Here is an 18,549-nt window from a genome sequence, read left to right on the forward strand (position 1 = left end):
CCCCTGAGAACGTCGGAAGATGTCCGAGGACGTCTACTGATCCGGCTACCGACCCCGCAGCCGGGCTCGCCACCGCGGGCGCACGGCGCGTTCCCCGCAGAAGGGTGCCTTCCTGCCGATGTTCGTCATCGTGCTCCGTTACCTTCGCCCGATCGAGGAGGTCGACCGGCTGCTGGCCGAGCATCGCGACTACCTGGCCCGCTACTACGACCAGGGCGTGTTCCTGCTCTCCGGCCCGCGCACGCCGCGCACCGGCGGGGTCATCCTCGCCGACGGCGTCGACCGCGCGACGCTGGAACGCATCCTCGCCGAGGACCCCTTCCAGCAGGCGGGCGTGACCGCCACGGACATCATCGTGTTCGCCCCCGTCGGGCGGTCCCATCCCGACCTCGCCCGGTTCCTCCCCGCATCCCCGGACTGACGGCCCGGCGGCTCGCGGTCAGTCCGCGACGACGGCGCAGCAGATCATGGACGGCGGCGCGCGGAGCGGTTCGACCGCGGGTCGCCGCCGCTGGCCCCTGCGCCGCTGGCGCCGCGTGCGCCTGCGCCGCTCTACGGTCTACTTCGCGCGGGAAGGTCGCCAGCGGTGCCGCGGTGCCCAGCCCAGCAGCGTGCGCGCACCCGAGGTGTCGATCAGTGCCCGGAACGGATCCTGGAGATACTCCGCTCCCCCGCGCCAGGCGACGTCGGGGAGCAGCCGCGTGACCAGGGTACGGGCGTCGTCGTGGGCGGAGGAGATGTCGGCCGCGCACAGCAGCAGCCGATGGTGCCCGGCAAGCGGAGCGGTCAGCGCCCGTTCGACCGCCGACGCGAGGTCCCGCACGTCGAGGAAGGCGCCGTACTCCCAGATCGGCGACCATTCGAAGGCGGGATCGTCACGTCGGGCCCGCCGTATCCCGGCGTAGGTCTGTTCGGTGAACACCCCGGGTGGGCGCAGGCAGACTGTGTAGACGCCGGTCGCGGCGGTGGCCGCCTCGCACATCTGCTCGGCCAGCCATTTCGATATCCCGTACGCACCCGCCGGGCGGGTGGGATGGCGGTCATCGAGGGGAAGGTAGGACGGCCGGCCGCGGCCGGCGAAACAGCCCAGCACGTCCACGCTGCTCATGACGACCACCCGGGGCAGACCGTGCCGTTCGGCTGCCCGCAGCACGTTGCTCGTCCCGACCACGTTGGTCTCGAACACCCGCGTGTCCGTGCCGGTCGTGGCCGGTCCGAACTCCGCCAGGCCCGGATCGTCGACCGGCTCGTCGAGGGCGGCCAGGTGCACGATGGCCCCGCAGCCCGCGGACATCCGCTCGAGATCGGCGCCGTCGCGTACGTCGTGCCCGTTCACCAGATCGAATCCCATCGTCTGGTGTCCGGCCAACGTCAGCGCCGCTGTCACGGCCCGGCCCACCAGCCCCCGGTCTCCGGTTACCAGAACACGCACGGCCCGACAGCCAACCAGCCCGCCCCCCTGTTGCGCGAGTCATATTTCGGCGGAGAAGTCCGCGGCGGAGCGCCGCGCCTGCACGGCGAGGAGACCGGCTGCTTCACGGGAGTCTGGCCACGATGAGATCACCGAGGTGGCGGGCGGTGCCGGGGGCGGCTCCTGCTCCGACGACGACCGAGATGTAGGCCGCGCCCTTCAGGAGGTGGACTTCCTGGACGTTGCCGGGGCTGGTGTAGCTGTAGCCCACGTAGCCGGCACCCGACAGGTCCTGCTGCGGCCGTTGGGCCGGCGCCGCGCGCGACGACTGGTAGCCCGCCTCGGCGTCCTTCGCCGAGCTCCACACGGTGACGAACCCTTTCGAGGACTGGAAGGTGCAGCCGATCGCATCGGTGTCTCCCTCGGAGGCCCCCTGGCGACCCGGACTCCAGGACGCCTCGATCGCGGCCCGAACCTCCGGAGCGTGCAGCAGGGAGCAGGGCGGCACCGGCCGGGGCGCCGCCGCACCCGACGCCGACGAACAGGACGCCGTCACCACACAGGAGACGAGCACCGCACCCGAGGCGAACGCAAGACGAACCATCCGGTAACTGTGCACCAGATCCATGATCACGGGCGTGGAACCGAGCCGCTGACTCCTGACCTCGACGAGGTTGTCCTCCGTGGCGCCTGACCTGGCCACCCGGATGTGTGCGCGCGGTGCGGGCTGTGGCGGGCGACGGCGATCGTGGCGCGCCGGCCGGTGCGTTTGGGGAGCAGCAGGACCGGTCGTGGCGCGGCCGGGTCGAGATCCGGGTCGAGGGGAAGCAGGCAGGCCGCCTCGGCGACGCTCGGTGTGCCGAGTGCGGCGCGCGCGGCGGCGCTGGGGTGGGGGACGTCGACCGTGGCCAGGCGGTGCGGGGGGTATCCCGCGACGGGCCAGCGATGGTGGTCGGCGGCGGCGACGATGCCCGCCTCGTCGCGGCGGGCGGCGACGGTGGCCAGCAGGCGCACGGCGCCCGCCGGCACGCCGAGTTCGCGCAGCGCCGCGTCGATGAGCGCGAGGATCTCCGCCGCGTCGACCCCGGGGCGCGCGCCGACGCCGACGACCAGGTCGGCTGCGGTCCGGGCGGTTGCCATCGGAGGGTCAGGCCGCGCCGGGCCGGCGGCCGTCGCTGCCGGGAATGCCGGGAATGCCGGGAATGCCGTGACTGCCGTGGGTGTCGGGGATGCCGGGGTGGGAGGGCGGGTCGGGGTGGCGGGTGTCGGCGGCATTGTCGCGGCGGTATGCGCGCGCGGCGGCAATCAGGCCGGTGGCGATCTGGGGTCGGCCGGCCCAGTGCAGGTGCAGGTAGGAGGCGTGCACCCGGCGGTGGACGAAGCCCTCGGCCAGCCAGCGCGACGGCGCCTCGGCCGGTCCCGTCACCGGGGGCGCGCCACCCAGGCGCGGCGACCCGGGGGGCGGCGCGGGTGGTAGCGTCGCGCCGGCAGGGGCGGTGGGCGCCGGGTCGACGACGGGCAGCCACCAGGCGGCCGGGGGGCCGCCGGCAGGCGGGGCAAGCAGGACAGTGCGGTGGAACTCGTGGGCGGCCAGGACGCTGCCGGCCGGCGCCAGCGGGCTGGGCGTGGCGGCGACCGCCCGGCGGTAGCCGAGGGTGAGCCGCGGGCCCATCACCGCGGCGACGTCGAGGACGGCGCACATCGGCGCGCCGTCGAGGCTGCGGGCCAGGTACAGCAGGCCGGCGCACTCGGCGGCGACGGGCGCGCCGCGGGCGGCGAACGCGGCGATCTCGCCGCGTAGCCGGGTGTTGGCGGTGAGCGCGCCGACGTGTTCCTCGGGGAAGCCCCCGCCGATGATCAGCGCGTCGGTGCCGGCGGGCAGCGTGTCGTCGCGCAGCGGGTCGACGGCGACGACGTCCGCGCCGGCGGCGGTGAGCAGCTCGACGTGCTCGGCGTAGCCGAAGGTGAACGCCGCCCCACCGGCGACGGCGATCCGCGGCGGCCGGCCCGCCGCCGTGCCTCCCACGGTGGCCAGCGCCGCAGCCGGGTCCCAGGCCTCGGTGCGCAGCGGCGGGGCGGCGCGGGCGACGCGCAGCAGACCGTCGAGGTCGCAGGAGGCGGCGACGAGCGCGCCGAGGCGGTCGACGGCGTCGAGCGCGGCCGGGCGGCGTTCGGCGGCGGGCACCAGGCCCAGGTGACGCGACGGGGTGTGCACGGACTGCTCGCGGGGGACCGCGCCGAACACCGCCACCCCGATGCCGCCCAGCGCCTCGGTGAGCAGCTCGCGGTGGCGCGGCGAGCCGACCCGGTTGAGGATCACCCCGGCCAGGTGGATGCGCCGGTCGAACGACCGGAACCCGGCGACGAGCGCGGCGATGGACCGGGCCGCGCCGGAGACGTCGACGACGAGGATGACCGGAGCGTCGAGCAGCCGGGCGACATGCGCGGTGGAGGCGTGGTCGGCGGCCTCGCCGGGCTGCGGGCGGGCGACCCCGTCGAACAGGCCCATCACGCCCTCGACGACGGCGACGTCGGCACCGCGCGCGCCGTGGGCGAACAGCGGGGCCAGGCGCGCCGGGCCGCACAGCACCGCGTCCAGGTTGCGTCCGGGGCGGCCGGTGGCCAGCGCGTGGTAGCCGGGGTCGATGTAGTCGGGGCCGACCTTGTGCGGGGAGACGCGCAGCCCGCGGGCGCGCAGCGCGGCCATCAGCCCGGTGGTCACCGTCGTCTTGCCGGCGCCGCTGGTCGGGGCGGCCAGCACGAGGCGGGGCAGCGCGAGCGGCGCGCTCACCACGCGCTTACCATTCGATCCCCCGCTGCCCCTTCTGCCCGGCGTCCATCGGATGACGGATCTTCGTCATCTCGGTGACGAGGTCGGCGGCGTCGAGCAGCTCCTGCGGGGCGCGCCGGCCGGTGACGACGACGTGCTGGCGGCCCGGGCGGGTGCGCAGGGTCTCGACGACCTCGGCGACGTCGAGCCAGCCCCAGCGCAGCGGGTAGGTCAGCTCGTCGAGCACGTAGAGCCGGTAGGTCTGCGCGGCCAGGTCGCGGCGGATCTGCGCCCAGCCTTCCGCGGCCGCGGCCGCGGGATCGCCGTCGGGATCGACGCGGTCACGTACCCAGCTCCACCCGGAGCCCATCTTGTGCCAGTCGACGGTGCCGCCCGCGCCGGAGTCGGCGAGCACCCGCAGGGCGCGTTCCTCGCCGATGCGCCACTTGGCGGACTTGACGAACTGGAACACCCCGACCGGCCAGCCCTGCGACCAGGCGCGCAACGCCAGGCCGAACGCGGCGGTCGACTTCCCCTTGCCGTCGCCGGTGTGCACGATCAGCAGCGGCCGGTCGCGGCGTTCGCGGGTGGTCAGTCCGTCGTCGGGGACGCTGGCCGGCTGCCCCTGCGGCGCCATCTCAGGCCGCCTTTCTGGCGCGCGGGCGTGGGCGCGGTGCCGGCGGTGCCGGTGCCGTCGGCGGCGTCGGTGCCGTCGGCGGCGTCGGCCGGGTCGTCGGCGGTGGGGTCGTCGGCGGTGGGGTCGTCGGCGGTGGGGTCAGCAGCGGCAGGGCGTCGAGGGGGATCGTGATCCCGTCGAGGGCGTGGGCGAGCCGGCCGGCCAGCCCCAGGCGCAGGAAGCCGCTCTCGCAGTCGACGACGACGCTGGCCAGCCCGCCGCGGCCCGCGGTGCCCCCCGGGCCGCGCCCGCCGCGGGGCCGACTGGTGGCCGGTCCGCCCGCGCCACCGGCGGCGCGGACCAGGGCGCGGGCCACTGGCAGCGGGTCGGCGCCGGCGGTGGCGCGCCCGTCGGTGACGACGACGAGCAGGGCGCGCCGGGCCGGGTCGCGGCGCCGTTCGGCGCGCAGGACCTGCCCGGCGCGGGTGAGCCCGGCGGCCAGCGGGGTGCGCCCGCCGGTCGGCAGCGCGCGCAGCCGGGCGGCGCCGACCTCGACGCTGGCGGTGGGGGCGAGCACCACCTCGGCGCTCGACCCCCGAAAGGTGATCATGCCGATGCGGTCGCGGCGCTGGTAGGCGTCGGTGAGCAGGGCGAGCACGGCGGTGGTGACCAGGGTCATCCGGGCCTGGGCGGCCATCGACCCGCTGGCGTCGACGACGAACAGCACCAGGTTGCCCTCGCGGCCCACCCGCACCGCGCCGCGCCGGTCGGCGGGCAGCAGGATCGGGGCGGGCCCGTGCCGGCCGCGGGCGTGCTGGTGGGGGGCGGCGGCCAGCAGGGTGGCGGGCAGGTGCAGCCCGGGGGCGTCGGCGGCGGTGGTGACCACCGCCCCGCGGCTGCCGCGGGCCAGGGAGCGGCGCCCGGCGGCACCGGCGGCGGTGCCCAGGCCGGCGACGGCGAGCAGCCGGGGTCGAAACGCCGCCCCGGGCGCCCCGGCGACTCCGACCCCGGCGGCGGCCGGGTCGGGTGGGCCGCCGGCGTGACCCGATCCCGGGGTGCTCGCGGTGAACGGGGGGAACGGTGCCGGTGGGAGGGTGAGATGTCCCCCGCCCGCCCGGTGCCCGCGCGCCGCGCTGCCAGGTCCGGGGCCGGCGGGGCCGCGGTGGGTCCTGCCGGCCGTCGCGGGCAGCCGCGGATCGTCGGCGCCCGGCTGCGCGCCCGGGTCGGCCGCCGGGTCGCCGCCGTCCGCCGGCGACCGCCCGTGCAGCCCGCTGCCAGCGCCGAAGGGGCCGCCGGGGCCGATGTGGTCGTCGCCGTGTGACGCGCCGCCGCCGGGGCCGTCCGGGCCGCCGTCGGGGTCGTTGCCATCGGGGTCGTCGTCCGGGCTCGGGCCGCGGCCGTCCGGGCCGCTGCTGTCGACGCCGCGGCCGCCGTGGGTGTCGCCGGCGGTGTCCCGCCGCGAGCGTGCGCCCTCGCCGTCCGTGCCGTCGGCGTCGCCGTGCGCCGCACGGTCGGGGTCGGCCGCCGCGTCGGCGAGTGCGGTGTCGGCGAGGGCGGTGTCGGCGAGTTCGGCGTCGGCGGTGGCGTCGAGGCCGGCGAGGGCGGCGTCGAGGGCGGCGTCGAGGGCGGCGTCGTCGAGGTCGGGGGCGTCGAACGGGCCGCGGCGGCGCCGGTGCGGCAGGGCCAGGCGCGCGCCGGCGCGGATGTCCGCGGCGCGGACCGTGCCGTGCCCGGACCAGGCGGCCAGCGCCATCGCCGTCTTCGCCAGGACGACGTCCGCGCGCATTCCGTCGACGTCGACCCCGGCGCACACGGTGCTCACCGCACGTAGTGCCGCGTCGGTCAGCGTGACGGTGGCCAGGCGGGCGCGGGCGGCGGTGACGTGGGCGGCGAGGGCCGCTTCGGCCGGCGCCCAGGCGGCAGCGAACCCGTCCGGGTCGGCTTCGAAGGCCAGCCGGCGGCGCACGACCTGCGCGCGTAGCTGCGGGTCGCGGCTGGCGGCGACCTGCACGGTCAGCCCGAACCGGTCGAGCAGCTGCGGGCGCAGCTCCCCCTCCTCCGGGTTCATGGTCCCGACCAGCAGGAACGACGCCGGATGGCGCACGGAGACCCCGTCGCGTTCGACGTGGGCGACGCCGAGCGCGGCGGCGTCGAGGAGCAGATCGACGAGATGATCACCGAGCAGGTTGACCTCGTCGACGTAGAGCACCCCGCGGTGGGCGGCGGCCAGCAGCCCCGGGCGCAGCACGCTGATCCCCTCGGCGAGCGCCCGGTCGAGGTCGACCGACCCGGTGACCCGGTCCTCGGAGGCGCCGACGGGCAGCTCGACGAGCCGCGCCGCCCGGGTGGCCTGCGCCGCGCCGTCGGGATGCGGGCCGTCGGGGCAGTCCGGGTTCGGCGCGCTCGGCGCGCAGGCGAACCGGCAGCCGACGACCACGTCGACGCCGGGCAGCAGCGCCGCCAGCCCCCGCACGGCGGTGGACTTGGCGGTGCCCTTCTCGCCGCGCACCAGCACGCCGCCGAGCGTCGGACTGACCGCGTTGAGTAGCAGCGCCAGGCGCAGGTCGTCGGCGCCGACGACGGCGGACAGCGGGAAGTTCACCACCGCCGCGCCGCCGCGACCACGTGCCGATCGTGCCGATCGTGCCGATGCGGCCGATCGCGCCGATGGGGCGTCCGATGGGACGGTGTTGCAGGCATGCTGATGTCCTCCCGGAGGGTCCTCGCCCTTGGTGATCACCCTGCGACGGCCGGAGTATCCTGGCTCCCGGGTCGACGCGCGCCTTCGGCCTTCCAGCCGCCTGCCGCGGCCGTGACCCGTCGTCCCACCCGGTGCCGGGAAGTCCGCTCCCAGCCCGGGCGCGACGATCACCGGATGTGCCCTCCTGCGCCGCGTCGCGCCGGTGGATCCACCCGGGAAGACGCACTTCCCGGTGACAGTGGCGGGACCGCGCCGGATTCACACCGGCTTCCTCCCGAAGCTGTCGCGTTCGCCAGCATGACATATCCGCCGACGTCGAGGAGGCCCCCGCGGTGACCGACCCGCCGCTGCGCGCGGACTGCTCACACTGCTTCGCGCTGTGCTGCGTCGCCCCGGGCTTCACCGCCTCGGCGGACTTCCCGATCAGCAAGCCCCCGGGGACGCCATGCCGGCACCTGAACGCCCGCCACGGCTGCTCCGTGCACGACGAGCTGCGCCCCCGCGGGTTCCGCGGCTGCGCGGTGTTCGACTGCTTCGGCGCCGGCCAGCAGGTCAGCCAGGTCACCTTCGCCGGCCGCGACTGGCGCACCCACCCCGGCGACGCCACCCGGATGTTCGACACCTTCGCGGTCATGCGCACCCTGCACGAGTCCCTGCACCACCTCGCCGAGGCCCACGGCCTGCTCACCGCCGGCGAGCAGGCCCCCGCTCTCCGCGCCGGCCTGCTCGCCGAGGTGGATGCCACCGCGGCGGCGACCGTCACCCTGACCGGCGCCGACGCCGACACTCTGCTCGCCGTGGACGTGCCCGCCCATCGCCGCGCCGTCCACGGCCTGCTCACCCGCGCCAGCGCCCTGCTGCGTGCCGGGCTCACCCCCGCCGCCGGCGGGCAGGGACGGCTACGCGCCCTGGGCGTCGACCTGGTCGGAGCCCGGCTGGCCGGCGCTGACCTGCGGGGCGCGGAGCTGACCGGTCGGCTGCTGATCGAAGCGAACCTGCGCGGCGCCGACCTGAGAGGCGCCGACCTGCGCGGAGCGGACCTCCGCGGCGCCGAGGTGAGTGGCGCGGACCTGCGCGGGGCGCTGTTCGTCGTGCAGGCCCAGCTCGACGCCGCCCGCGGCGACGAGGCCACCGTCCTGCCCGCGGCACTCGCCCGCCCCGCCCACTGGGCGCCATCCCCGTGAAGGCGCCCGACGGCTCAGCCGGCGGATCGGGGCCAGGGATCGGGCGTGTACGCAGAACCGGTGTCGCGTCGCCACTGCATCCACCGCTCGATCTTCGCCAGGGACGTGAAGCCGCTTGCGGCGTAGTGGGCGTGCGCCTCGTCGGTCACCAGCGTGAACTGCGGGATGTCGCGCACCTGTGGATGCCGCAGCAGCCCGCAGACCAGCCAGCGCCCGACCCCTTTACCGCGATGGTCCGCATCGACGTGGACGTCGTCGATGAAGGCGACGGCCACCCGGTCGGTCACGCACCGGGCGACTCCCCGCTGCCGACCGGCCGGGTCGTAGACGCCCACGGTGAGGGACTGGTCGAGCGAGGTGTTCACCGCCGCCTGGCTGCGGCCACGCGACCAGGCGGACTCCAGCGACAACCATCTCCACACCTGGTGACGGTCCAGGCGTGCGGGATCGTCCGACAGCCTCCACCCCTCGGCCTCCAACCGCTGCCAGGGCGGGTTCACCGGACCGTCCGAAGAGCTGATCACATCCGTCATTGTGTCGCCGGGTGGCCCCCGCCGCTGCCGGGCTCGACGACATCGCCTGGTAGCGCGCCAACGCCGGCGGGTGGATCGTGGCGTCCTATCCTGTCCGGATGCAGGAATCCATGGCGGGTCACGAACGTCCGGCGCGCGGCTTCGAGCTGATCTGCGAGATCGAGCCGCCGACCCGGCCGGACCTGACCCACGCCCGCCACCAGATCGGCGTCCTGAGCCCCGTCACCGATGCGTTCCTGATCCCCGACAACCACATCGGACGCGCGACGGTGTCGAGCATCGCCGTCGCCCACGAGGTGCAGACCATGGGGGGACGCAGCATCGCCTGCGTGAACTCCCGCGACCGTAACCTGCTCGGCTTCCGCCGCGACCTGCTCACCGCCGCGGCCTACGGCGTCGAGGAGTTCCTGTTCGTCCACGGCGACAAACCCACCGCCGGGAACCGGACCAGCGACCTGACCGTGCGCGCGATGATGGACGAGGCCCGCGCGGCCAGCGAGGATCCGGCCTTCGCGGACTCGCCGGCGTTCCGGGTCGGCGCCGCGGCCGGCCTACGTCCACTGCCCGCATGGAAACGAGCGGCCGACTTCCTGTTCGTGCAGGTCAGCTACTCGGTCGACGCCTTGCTGCGCTGGCGCGACGCCCATCCGGTCGCACTGCCGGTCTACGCCGGCGTGATGGTCCTCGCGAGCGCCGGGATGGCCCGCCGCCTCGCCGCGACCATCCCCGACATCGACATCCCCGACGACCTCGTCCACGCGGTCGAACGGGACCAGGTGGCCGGGGTCGAAGCGGCCTGCGACCAGGTACTACGGCTGCGCGACAGCGGCGCCTTCGCCGGTGTGCACCTCGTTCCGGTCAGCCGCTACCGCCAGGTCGCCACCCGACTTGAGGACCTTCTCTAACCCCCCGGGCCGTTTCTCGCAGATCTTGGTACCCCTGCCGGAGAGCGCGGCCGTAATCCCCCCCCCGCTGAAAGCGGTCAGGGAGCGGTAGCGGGCGATCATCGGACCATGGAACCTGTACTGGACCCAGCGCCGGTGGAGATCCGTCTCGCGCGCGGCGACGATCTTCCTGCCGCCCTGGGTGTCTGGCAGGAAGCCAATACTGCCCGCGGACAACCTCCCGGCCCTCAGCGGGTCGCCAGAGTGCGGGCCAAGCTTGCCGCCCCCGATGGTCTCCTCCTCATCGCCGTGGCAGGCACGACAGTTCTCGGCATGGTTTTGGCGGAACCAGGCCGCGCTCAGGACGGCCAGGGACCGAAGCTGGACGGGTTGTGCCACGTTTCGATGGTCTTCGTCCACCCCGACCACTGGGGGCGACGGGTGGGTGAGCTGCTGATCGGACACCTCGCGGACCAGGCCTGTCTCCGCGGCTTTGCATGGCTTCAGCTGTGGACCGGAGCCGGCAATGACCGGGCGCAGCGGCTCTATCGTCGGGTCGGCTTCGTTCCCAGCGGACGCAGACTGCGGCTAGAAAAAGGAGAAGAGATTCTGCACTTCGTTCGCCCGACCGAGTGGTCGGCGGAAACGCCGGAATCATAGTATCCGGATCAGAATGTAAGGGAGATGGTGGCCAGGTCGTCGGGGTCGACCACCTGGCCTTCGGTAACGAGCTGGTTGACCACGCCGGTGATCTGGCCCTGGGTATCCGCATGCACCACATCCGGTGTCACCTCGGACTCGTTGTGCAGCAGGCCGTCGATGATGTGGACCGTCTCCCACACCCCGCAGGGGATGAACCGGCTGAACAGCGCGATGTAGGTGTCGGAGATAACGGAACGATCCGGCCCGGATGCCCCGCGGCGGCCGCGGCAACGACGGCGATGATCGCTGCCGGTCATGACCCTGAGCGGCGCGCCGGCCTCGGCCCCGACCCATCACGGTTCCGCGGAACCGCACCCCACCGCCGGCGGCGCCCCCGATGGAACAGCTCGCGGGCACCTCACCACCGGCTGCCGGCGGTGAGATCATCATCCGATGCAGCCAGACGCGTCCCCCGCGATGCGAGCCGTCCCGCCCGGGCAGGTGACCCTGTCGGACCGGCGCACCCAGTGCCGCTGGTCAGTGGAGCTCGCCCCCTACTGGCTGGCGGCCTTCCCCGTCACCCAGGAGCAGTACACGCGGATCACCGGCCAGCGGCCGAGCAGTATCCACGGCGACGGGCTGCCCGTCGAGGGCATCAGCTGGTGGGACGCTGTCCGATTCTGCAACGCCCTGTCCCGGCACGAGAGGTTGACACCGGCGTACCGGTTGCCTGACGGCGACGGCGACGGCGACGTGATCGCGTGGGATGCCGGGGCCGACGGATACCGGCTGCCGACCGAGGCGGAGTGGGAACACGCCTGCCGTGCCGGCACAACGGGGCCCCGCTACGGCCGGCTCGACGACATCGCCTGGTATCGCGCCAACGCGGGCGGGCGGCCCCAGGACGTGGGCGGCCGGGTGGCCAACGCGTGGGGCCTGCACGACATGCTGGGCAATGTGTGGGAATGGTGCTGGGACGTCTACGACGCCGAGGTCTACGGCACCTACCGGGTGCTGCGCGGCGGCGGGTGGTTCGACGAGGAGTGGAGCTGCCGGGCCTCGGTGCGCCGCCGCAGCCATCCGACGGTGCGCCTCGACGACGTGGGCCTGCGCGTCGCGCGTTCCGTCACCGGATGATCGGATCGCCGGCGGAAAATCGGATGCGCCGGGCCACGGCAGGGTGCGAACCTCACGGCCATGGTCACTTTCGGTTGGCGCCGGCCGTGACCCGCGACGCGTAGACGATCTTGGTGTTCCGCGGAACAGCATCATTTCCAGGCGGGCGGATGCGGATCCCGACGCCCGTGCGGCGCCCTGCGCGGTCAGCGGTTCAGCGCGGCGGTGACGAGCGGGTACAGGGCGGCGTGTACCTCGTCGGTGGTGCCGGAGGCGGGCAGTTCGTGGAACGCGGCGGCCTCGGGCAGGTCGCGGTAGGCCTGGGCGAAGGCGGTCAGCCGGTCGAGGTCCTCGTGGTCGCGGCCGCGGTGTTCGACTCGCTCCTGGGCGAGCGCCGCCGGGACGGTGAACAGCACCACCAGGTCGGGGGTCGGGAATCGGCGGTAGGCGGCGCGCACCCGCCGGCCGTCGCCGTCGCCGCGTAGCCGCATGACCGCGTACTGGCAGTAGGTGTAGCGGTCCATGACCGCGATGCGGCCGGTGAGCCGGGACAGCGCCAGCGCGCGGGTGATCGCCAGGCCGCGGAACGTCGCCTCGACGGCGACGTGGACGCGCGGGCCGAGCAGGTTCGGGCCGTCACGGCGGCCCAGCCTGCGGGCGAGCGGATCGAGCAGCGGCCGGCCGCCGCCGTTTTCGAAATAGCTGGCCGGCTGCCCGGCGGCGGTCAGGGTGCGGGCGAGCAGCCGCGCCTGGGTGGTCTTGCCCACCCCGTCGACGCCGAGTAACGCGATGACCGGGGGACGTCGTCGCCGCCGCATCCGATGATCGTATCGGCTGTCGTGGGCGACCGTGGCCGCCGGAAGCGGGACCAGACGTCGGGTTCGAACGGAGCGTCGGGTTCGAACGGAGCGTCGGTGTCGGGCGGAACGCGGGGTCGGCGGGTCAGCGGGCGTCGGCGGGTGGGGACGGGAAGAGGTCCCACAGGACGGTGCGGCGGTCGGCGCCGGCGGTGGCCAGCAGGCGGCTGTCGGGGGCGAAGGCGACGTCCTGGACGGGGCCGGCGTGGGCGGGCAGGCGGTGGCCGGGGCCGGGACGTTCGGGGTCGGTGATGTCGCGCACCGTCGCGGTGCGGTCGGCACTGGCGGTGGCCAGCAGGGTGCCGTCGGGGCTGAAGGCGACGGCCTGCACGGCGCGGCGATGGTCGGCGATCTCGACCAGGACGGTCTCGGTGGTGGGGTCGGCCACCGAGTAGACCCGCACGGTGCGGTCCTTGCCGGCCACGGCGAGCAGGTCGCCGTCGGGGCTGAACGCCACGCTGAACACGGCCCCGCGGGCGCCGGACAGCGTCACGGTGGCGCTCGGGTGGGTCGGGTCGGCGAGATCCCACAGGGTGACCGTGCGGTCCTCGGCGCCGGTGGCCAGCAGGGTGCCGTCGGGGCTGAAGGCCACCGCCCGCACGGCGCTGCGATGCCCGGCGAGGATCGCCGCGCGCCGCGGCACCCCCGGCTCGGCGAGGTCCCACAGCAGCACCGCCCGGTCGTCGCCGGCGGTGGCCAGCAGGGTGCCGCCGGGGCTGAACCCGAGGTCGTGCAGGTAGCCGCGATGGCCGGTCAGCGTCATCAGCGGCACCGGGCGGGCCGGGTCGGCGACCTGCCACAGCACGGTGGTACCCGCGTCGCCGGCGGCGGCGAGGATGCGCCCGTCCGGGCTGAACGTCACCGCCCGCGCCCACTCCTGGTTGATCCGCCGACCGTAGCCGACGGTGGCGACCAGCCGTGGAGGGTCGGGGAACGCCGCCTGCCACAGCCGGACGGTGGTGTCGGTGCCGCCGGTGGCGAGCAGTGCCGCGGTCGGGCTGAAGCTGACGCTCATCGGATGGCCGCGTTCCTCGGGCAGGACGGCCAGGCGGCGGGCGGCGGCCAGGTCGCGGGCGGCGCCGCGCTCGCGTCGGACGCCGGCGCCGGTGAACGTCGCGCCGGCGCTGGCGCCCGCGGTGCCGCCGCGCGCCGGTGGGCCGGGCGGACGGTGTCCGCCGGCGTCGCCGGGGCATGGGCTCGGCTGGCCGTCGGCGCCGGTGTCGGTGCCGGCGAACGAGGTGGGGGGAAACGGCGGCGGGGTGAGGTCGGTCGCGGGCCGGGGGGCGACGACGGTGACCTGGCGCAGCAGCCAGTCGCGCGCCAGCGTCGCATCCAGGCCGAACAGGTCGAAGGCGAGCAGGCCGGCGAACGGCGCGGGCCGCGAGCAGTCCTCGATCCGCACCAGGATGATCCGCCCGCCGCCCCCCGCGCCGACCCCGGCGGTCCGCGGCGGGCCGGCGTCGCGCCCGGGACGCGTCGTCGGAGGCGCCCCCGCCATCGTCGCCTTGTCCGCCACCGCCGCCATGCCCGGCATCGCCGCATTGCCCGCCACCGTCGCCCTGGCCGGCGTCCCGGCGGCGACCGACCGGGCCGTCTGCGCCCGGTAGGCCGCTGACCAGATGACGAGGATCTCTCCGCCGAGCGTGAGATGGCGATCGAGATCGACCGGCGCCGCCCCGGCGGGCGGGGCGCTGTCGACCAGGGGGTGGCTGAGCACCCGGTAGCCGGCGTGGGCGAGCTGCCAGCACAACCAGCGTGCCCAGGCGGCGTCCGGCTCGGCGACGCTGTGGGAGACGATGATGTCCCACGACGGCCCTGCCGGCACCGTGCGCCCCTCACCGCCGGGCGGACCGCCCAGCTCGCCGGGGCCGGCCCGTCCGCCCGCCGCGGCGGCGTCCGCGCCCGTGCCGGAACCCGGTTCCGCCGCGGCGCCACCCATACTCACACCTGGCAGCCTGCCACGCCCCTGCCCGGACGAGAACCCGACCATGGTGGCCGCGGCGGCGGGCGGGGTGGGCGATCAGCGTGCCGACCCGCGTGCCCGCCCGTCCGCTCGCCGTTTCGCCACCACCTGTCCGGCCGTCCTCGCCGGCGCTGACCGGCTCGGGCGGTCGAGCGGGTCAGGGTACTCGCCCGTCGTCGGCGGATCATGCGGACGGCTCCGCGTCGCGCGAGGGCAGGCCGGTGCCGGGCGGTGCTGTGTCGTCGGGTGCCTGCCGCAGGTGCGCCGCCGCGGCGCCGTGCAGGTCCGTGGCGGCCGGGGGAAGGTCCTTGGACCGGGCCCTCGGTGGCGAGGTCCGCAGCCGTCGGCCTGGCGCAGCCGGGGGGTCGCCCGGACCGTCGGTGGGTGCGGCGTCGGTGGGGGCCGAGCGCGGCGGGCCGTCCGGTGAGGCGAGGGCGGTGGGCGTCTCGACGCCGGTTGCTGGGGGGTGGTCGGGCCGCCTGCGGGGGCGAGCATCTGCCGGTGGTCGCTGCGGTGGTCGAAGATGTAGCCGCGCAGACCGGCGACGAGGTGCGGCGACCCGGCGGCGGCGAGCTCCCGGTCGACCTGCGCGATGTGCGTATCGCACTGGGTGATGGCCTGGAGCTCCTGCGGGCTGAGCGGCTCGCGTGCCTGGGCGCGCAGAAAGGACGCCAGCCGGCGGCATGGGTTGAACAGGCTGCCGACGTCGAGCAGTGGGACGAGTCGGTCGGCCACGAAGCGCACGTCGTCGTCCGACAGGTCCTCGGGAGTGGCGAGCTGCCCCAGGAGTCGCAACGAGTCCTCGACGTTGCGCCGGGCATAGTCCGCAAGGGACTCGTCCTTTGTCTCCGTGCCGGAGTACGGGCAGTCCGTCGCGTCGGGAAAAGCCCGCCGGTACAGCGCCGCGCAGGCGAGGATCCGGGCCGGCCGCTCCGCCGGGGGAAAGCCGAGCAGTATCTCCGACTGAAGGTAGGACCAGCGCTCCGATGCGGCGCCCGAGCCGTTCCGAAAGAAACGTCCAATTTTAGCCGCAAGATTTCGTTGTTTGTCTGTTGGTTCGTCTGGTCGAAGGTACCTGGCGATCTCGTCCAGTAACACTCTGTGATGAAGATACTGTGCGTATCGCTCGGCGAGCAATGCTGTGACATGGTGGTTCCTGTGCGGAACCGGTTCTCGCTGCTGCGCACCCACCATCGCGTTCATCGCTCTCTGTGAGATCTCGGGCACAATATTTCGGGGCTGTGATATGGCACGGAGTGCCATATCGAGGTCCGCGGGCGTGGCGGAAGGCCGGCGCGGGACCGATGCAACATTTCTGTCGCATTCGACGGCTCGACGGTCCACCCCGATCGCGGATGCGGCAGCTTGTCATGCATTCCTGCCGCTCGCTAAGAAGGGTACGCACAGCCCGAATCGTTACCGATGATGTCGTCCACAGGATCGTCCGTGTCGGTGTCCGGGTCTTCCCGGGCCGGCCACCGACCGCGGCGATCCCCCTTTTCTCCAGGAGTGCCGATGCGTCGTCGCCGCTGCCTGCCGCCCCGTCGCCGACCGGGCCGACCGCGCGCACCGCTGGCCCGCAGCGACAGCCATCCCCGCCATCCCCGGCGCTGCGGGGCCGCCCACCGCCGGCGGGGATGCGGCCGGACCAGGCGGGGGGACGCTCGCCGGCCGGCGGCTACGCGCCGCCGCAGGGCCGCAGGCGTCCCGCCACGTCCACGGCGTCCCGCCGGCCGTCGCACCGACGGTGACCGGCGGCGCGGACCGACCACGAGTGCCACCGGCGGTTCGGCGTGGCGCGCCGCGGCGATGCTCGCCGTGGCGTGCACCGTCGCGGTCGGACTGCTGACGGTCGGGCTGGCCGACGCCGGGGCGCTGCTTCTGCAGACGTGGGGGGTGCTGCTCGCCGTCGTCGTCGACCGCGCTCGGCGCCGATGACGAGCGCGTCCCTGCCCGCCGGCCGCCGGCCACCGGCCCGGCCGGCCACCGGCCACCGGTTACAGCCCGACGCGGCCGGAGGGGTTGTCGCGGTCGAACAGGCGCCCGGCGCGGATGTAGCCGTCCAGGGACGCCGAGGAGCGCCAGCGGCCCTGGCGCATGATGGAGCGGTCGGCGACGCCGGCGCGGGCGGCGGCGGTGGCGAACCCCGAGCGCAGCGAATGCCCGGCGAAGTCGGCGGGGTCGAGGCCCGCGGCGGCGACGCGGCGCTGCACGATGCGGGCCACCGACCCGGGGTAGAGCCTCGTCGCGCCGACGTGGCCGTGCCGGCTGACCGCGCGGAACGCCGGGCCCTCACGCAGGTCGGCCGCCTGCGCCCAGGCCCGCCACGCCCGCACCGGGCAGGTCGGCCGGTAGGAGCCGTAGGCGATGCCGACCAGTGCCCCTTCGCCCTCCTGGTCGGTCTTGGACCTGCGGATGGTGAGGATGAGACCGTCGGGTGTCTCCACCAGGTCGGCGACGTCGAGGCCGACCAGTTCGCTGCGGCGCAGGCAGCCGGCGAAGCCGATGAGCAGCAGGGCCCGGTCGCGGGTGTCGGCGACGTCGTCGTCGCGCAGGCCCGCCACGACCCGGGTGAGCAGGTCGGTGTCCAGCGCGGTCTTGCGGGTGGGCCGCACCCCGCGGGTGCGTCGGATGCCGTCCCAGACGGCGCCGACCTCGGGGGCGGCGGCCGGGTTGGGATGGTGGGCGAGCTGGTGGGCCACGGAGATCGCGGCGAGGCGGCGGCGGATCGTCGAGGGCCGGTAGCCGGCGTCGGCGAGCGTGGCCAGGTAGCCGGCGACGGTGGCCGGGGTCGCCGGTAGCGCGCTGGGCGCGGCCGGTTGGCGGGCGCACCAGGCGCGGAACTGGCGCAGGTCGCTGTCGTAGGCGCGCCACGTCGACGCCGACCGCGACGCGCGGGCGTAGTCACCGACGCGCGCGGCCAGCTCGGCGGGCAGCGCGAGCGGCGCGGCGCCCCCGGCGGCGGATCCGCCCGGCACGGGCAGCGGCCGTGCGGCGTCGGCGACGTCGATGTCGGCGGCGTCGATGTCGATGTCGATGTCGATGTTGTCGGCGTCGGTGGACCGCGCGATCTCGCCGGTCACCGGTGTGCGGACCGGCGGTGAAGCGTCATCGCGGCCTACCCTAATTCCCACCGCCGCCGCGGACGCCGGCGGTCGCCCGGCTGTCGGTCCACCTGATCGGCGGCGGTCGCGCGGGCCGCCCGCGACGGGACGAAAACTGTCGGAGGTCGGTCCTATCGTCATCGCCGTCGGCGTTCGCCGGCCGCCGCCACCACGGCGGCCGCAGACGGGAGGGCGGCTCGTGCATCAGGTGGATCCGCGCGCGGAGCAGATCGAACGCGGCGGCGAACTGGCCCGCGGCGGCCGGCGGCAGGCCGCCCGCGGCCTGCTCGCCGCCGTGTGGCGGCAGCTCAGCCCGGTCGACGACGCGCCGCTGCGCGCCGACTGCGCCCTGGCGATGGCGGCCCTGCAGGACGATCAGCACGACCGGCTCGCCTGGCTGCTGCGGGCGCTGCACGCCGGCGAGCAGGTGCGCGAGTCCTACGTGGCGCGCCGCGGGTTGCCACTGCCGCTGCCGGCGTTCTATCCGACGGTGCTGCGCGACCTCGCCGACGCCTACCGGCTGGTCGGCGACGACGTCGGCGCCCGCGCCTGCGAGCAGCGCGTCGCCGCGGGGGTCGCCGGGATCCGCCGGCTCGGTGACGTCGCGTTGCAGGAGATCGCCGCGTTCGCCGTGTCCCGGATGACGGGACGCCACGGCGTGCCCATGCCGGTGCAGGACCCGTGGGCCCGCTGACCCCGCCCGCCGCGGCGGCGGCCAGCGGACCGGCGGGGCGGGTGNACCCCAGGCAGGGGTCGGGTACGGTCGGC

17 protein-coding genes, 1 pseudogene and 1 riboswitch are annotated in these 18,549 nt (G+C 75.2%); of the genes and pseudogenes, 6 read left to right on the forward strand and 12 right to left on the reverse strand.

What is annotated here, in order from left to right:
• Positions 1-118 precede the first annotated feature (118 nt).
• Entirely contained in the window at positions 119-421 is a 303-nt protein-coding gene (locus FF36_RS01745) for a YciI family protein (RefSeq protein ID WP_044883144.1), read from the forward strand.
• Between the two features lie 138 nt (positions 422-559).
• Here the strand turns inward: FF36_RS01745 and FF36_RS01750 are convergent, their stop codons facing one another.
• From FF36_RS01750 to FF36_RS01775, 6 genes are all read right to left on the reverse strand, one after another.
• Positions 560-1,432 carry an NAD-dependent epimerase/dehydratase family protein gene (locus FF36_RS01750; RefSeq protein WP_044883145.1) on the reverse strand — a complete coding sequence of 291 codons (873 nt, stop codon included), beginning with the start codon at positions 1,430-1,432 and terminating at the stop codon, positions 560-562.
• 103 nt (positions 1,433-1,535) lie between these two features.
• Positions 1,536-2,015, reverse strand: a complete 480-nt coding sequence (locus FF36_RS01755) for a hypothetical protein (protein WP_128423241.1) — start codon at positions 2,013-2,015, stop codon at positions 1,536-1,538.
• Positions 2,016-2,041: 26 nt separating this feature from the next.
• Complete coding sequence (locus FF36_RS01760) at positions 2,042-2,551, reverse strand: cobalamin biosynthesis protein (protein ID WP_082121592.1); 510 nt, start codon at positions 2,549-2,551, stop codon at positions 2,042-2,044.
• Between the two features lie 7 nt (positions 2,552-2,558).
• Positions 2,559-4,205 carry a cobyrinic acid a,c-diamide synthase CobB gene (locus FF36_RS01765; protein ID WP_082121593.1) on the reverse strand — a complete coding sequence of 549 codons (1,647 nt, stop codon included), beginning with the start codon at positions 4,203-4,205 and terminating at the stop codon, positions 2,559-2,561.
• A 4-nt stretch (positions 4,206-4,209) separates the two neighbouring features.
• A complete protein-coding gene (cobO, locus tag FF36_RS01770; protein ID WP_044883147.1) occupies positions 4,210-4,818 on the reverse strand; it encodes a cob(I)yrinic acid a,c-diamide adenosyltransferase in 609 nt (202 codons plus the stop codon).
• Between the two features lies 1 nt (position 4,819).
• Positions 4,820-7,402 (reverse strand): VWA domain-containing protein, encoded by a 2,583-nt coding sequence (locus FF36_RS01775; RefSeq protein WP_044883148.1) that lies wholly within the window; start codon positions 7,400-7,402, stop codon positions 4,820-4,822.
• Between the two features lie 250 nt (positions 7,403-7,652).
• Positions 7,653-7,766: riboswitch (cobalamin riboswitch) on the reverse strand.
• Between the two features lie 64 nt (positions 7,767-7,830).
• On the opposite strand from FF36_RS01775, the gene FF36_RS01780 reads away from it, so the two are divergent.
• Positions 7,831-8,682 (forward strand): pentapeptide repeat-containing protein, encoded by an 852-nt coding sequence (locus FF36_RS01780; protein ID WP_082121594.1) that lies wholly within the window; start codon positions 7,831-7,833, stop codon positions 8,680-8,682.
• A 14-nt stretch (positions 8,683-8,696) separates the two neighbouring features.
• On the opposite strand, the gene FF36_RS01785 is transcribed toward FF36_RS01780, so the two are convergent.
• Positions 8,697-9,215 carry a GNAT family N-acetyltransferase gene (locus FF36_RS01785; protein ID WP_052680895.1) on the reverse strand — a complete coding sequence of 173 codons (519 nt, stop codon included), beginning with the start codon at positions 9,213-9,215 and terminating at the stop codon, positions 8,697-8,699.
• Positions 9,216-9,313: 98 nt separating this feature from the next.
• On the opposite strand from FF36_RS01785, the gene FF36_RS01790 reads away from it, so the two are divergent.
• Positions 9,314-10,120 (forward strand): methylenetetrahydrofolate reductase, encoded by an 807-nt coding sequence (locus tag FF36_RS01790; RefSeq protein WP_044883150.1) that lies wholly within the window; start codon positions 9,314-9,316, stop codon positions 10,118-10,120.
• Between the two features lie 108 nt (positions 10,121-10,228).
• Positions 10,229-10,759: a GNAT family N-acetyltransferase gene (locus FF36_RS32225; protein ID WP_082121595.1), complete on the forward strand. Its 531-nt coding sequence runs from the start codon at positions 10,229-10,231 to the stop codon at positions 10,757-10,759.
• A gap of 92 nt (positions 10,760-10,851) precedes the next feature.
• Here FF36_RS32225 and FF36_RS35830 read toward each other — a convergent pair.
• Positions 10,852-10,989, reverse strand: a pseudogene (locus tag FF36_RS35830) (Tn3 family transposase); the annotation flags it as partial.
• 205 nt (positions 10,990-11,194) lie between these two features.
• Between FF36_RS35830 and FF36_RS01800 the strand changes: the two are divergent.
• The gene (locus FF36_RS01800; protein WP_044883152.1) at positions 11,195-11,878 is read left to right on the forward strand and encodes a formylglycine-generating enzyme family protein; all 684 of its coding nucleotides are present in this window, start codon (positions 11,195-11,197) and stop codon (positions 11,876-11,878) included.
• A 185-nt stretch (positions 11,879-12,063) separates the two neighbouring features.
• Here the strand turns inward: FF36_RS01800 and FF36_RS01805 are convergent, their stop codons facing one another.
• From FF36_RS01805 to FF36_RS01820, 4 genes are all read right to left on the reverse strand, one after another.
• Positions 12,064-12,675 (reverse strand): dTMP kinase, encoded by a 612-nt coding sequence (locus FF36_RS01805; RefSeq protein WP_044883153.1) that lies wholly within the window; start codon positions 12,673-12,675, stop codon positions 12,064-12,066.
• A gap of 124 nt (positions 12,676-12,799) precedes the next feature.
• Positions 12,800-14,653, reverse strand: coding sequence for a hypothetical protein (locus FF36_RS01810; RefSeq protein ID WP_063925250.1), 1,854 nt, complete (start codon positions 14,651-14,653; stop codon positions 12,800-12,802).
• Positions 14,654-14,734: 81 nt separating this feature from the next.
• On the reverse strand, positions 14,735-15,775 hold the full coding sequence (locus FF36_RS01815) for a hypothetical protein (protein ID WP_128423242.1): 1,041 nt from the start codon (positions 15,773-15,775) through the stop codon (positions 14,735-14,737).
• 899 nt (positions 15,776-16,674) lie between these two features.
• The gene (locus tag FF36_RS01820) at positions 16,675-17,661 is read right to left on the reverse strand and encodes a site-specific integrase (RefSeq protein ID WP_044883295.1); all 987 of its coding nucleotides are present in this window, start codon (positions 17,659-17,661) and stop codon (positions 16,675-16,677) included.
• A 319-nt stretch (positions 17,662-17,980) separates the two neighbouring features.
• On the opposite strand from FF36_RS01820, the gene FF36_RS01825 reads away from it, so the two are divergent.
• Positions 17,981-18,475, forward strand: a complete 495-nt coding sequence (locus FF36_RS01825) for a hypothetical protein (protein WP_044883156.1) — start codon at positions 17,981-17,983, stop codon at positions 18,473-18,475.
• Positions 18,476-18,549 lie beyond the last annotated feature (74 nt).

It is taken from the genome of Frankia torreyi (assembly GCF_000948395.1).
GTDB classification, from domain to species: domain Bacteria; phylum Actinomycetota; class Actinomycetes; order Frankiales; family Frankiaceae; genus Frankia; species Frankia torreyi.

Bases quoted from the DNA above. Each gene is read 5' to 3' on its own strand.
- FF36_RS01790 (WP_044883150.1), top strand. From the start codon at position 9,314: ATGCAGGAATCCATGGCGGGTCACGAACGTCCGGCGCGCGGCTTCGAG.
- FF36_RS01785 (WP_052680895.1), bottom strand. From the start codon at position 9,215: ATGACGGATGTGATCAGCTCTTCGGACGGTCCGGTGAACCCGCCCTGG.
- FF36_RS32225 (WP_082121595.1), top strand. From the start codon at position 10,229: ATGGAACCTGTACTGGACCCAGCGCCGGTGGAGATCCGTCTCGCGCGC.
- FF36_RS01760 (WP_082121592.1), bottom strand. From the start codon at position 2,551: ATGGCAACCGCCCGGACCGCAGCCGACCTGGTCGTCGGCGTCGGCGCG.
- FF36_RS01800 (WP_044883152.1), top strand. From the start codon at position 11,195: ATGCAGCCAGACGCGTCCCCCGCGATGCGAGCCGTCCCGCCCGGGCAG.
- FF36_RS01745 (WP_044883144.1), top strand. From the start codon at position 119: ATGTTCGTCATCGTGCTCCGTTACCTTCGCCCGATCGAGGAGGTCGAC.
- cobO (WP_044883147.1), bottom strand. From the start codon at position 4,818: ATGGCGCCGCAGGGGCAGCCGGCCAGCGTCCCCGACGACGGACTGACC.
- FF36_RS01805 (WP_044883153.1), bottom strand. From the start codon at position 12,675: ATGCGGCGGCGACGACGTCCCCCGGTCATCGCGTTACTCGGCGTCGAC.
- FF36_RS01755 (WP_128423241.1), bottom strand. From the start codon at position 2,015: ATGGTTCGTCTTGCGTTCGCCTCGGGTGCGGTGCTCGTCTCCTGTGTG.
- FF36_RS01810 (WP_063925250.1), bottom strand. From the start codon at position 14,653: ATGGGTGGCGCCGCGGCGGAACCGGGTTCCGGCACGGGCGCGGACGCC.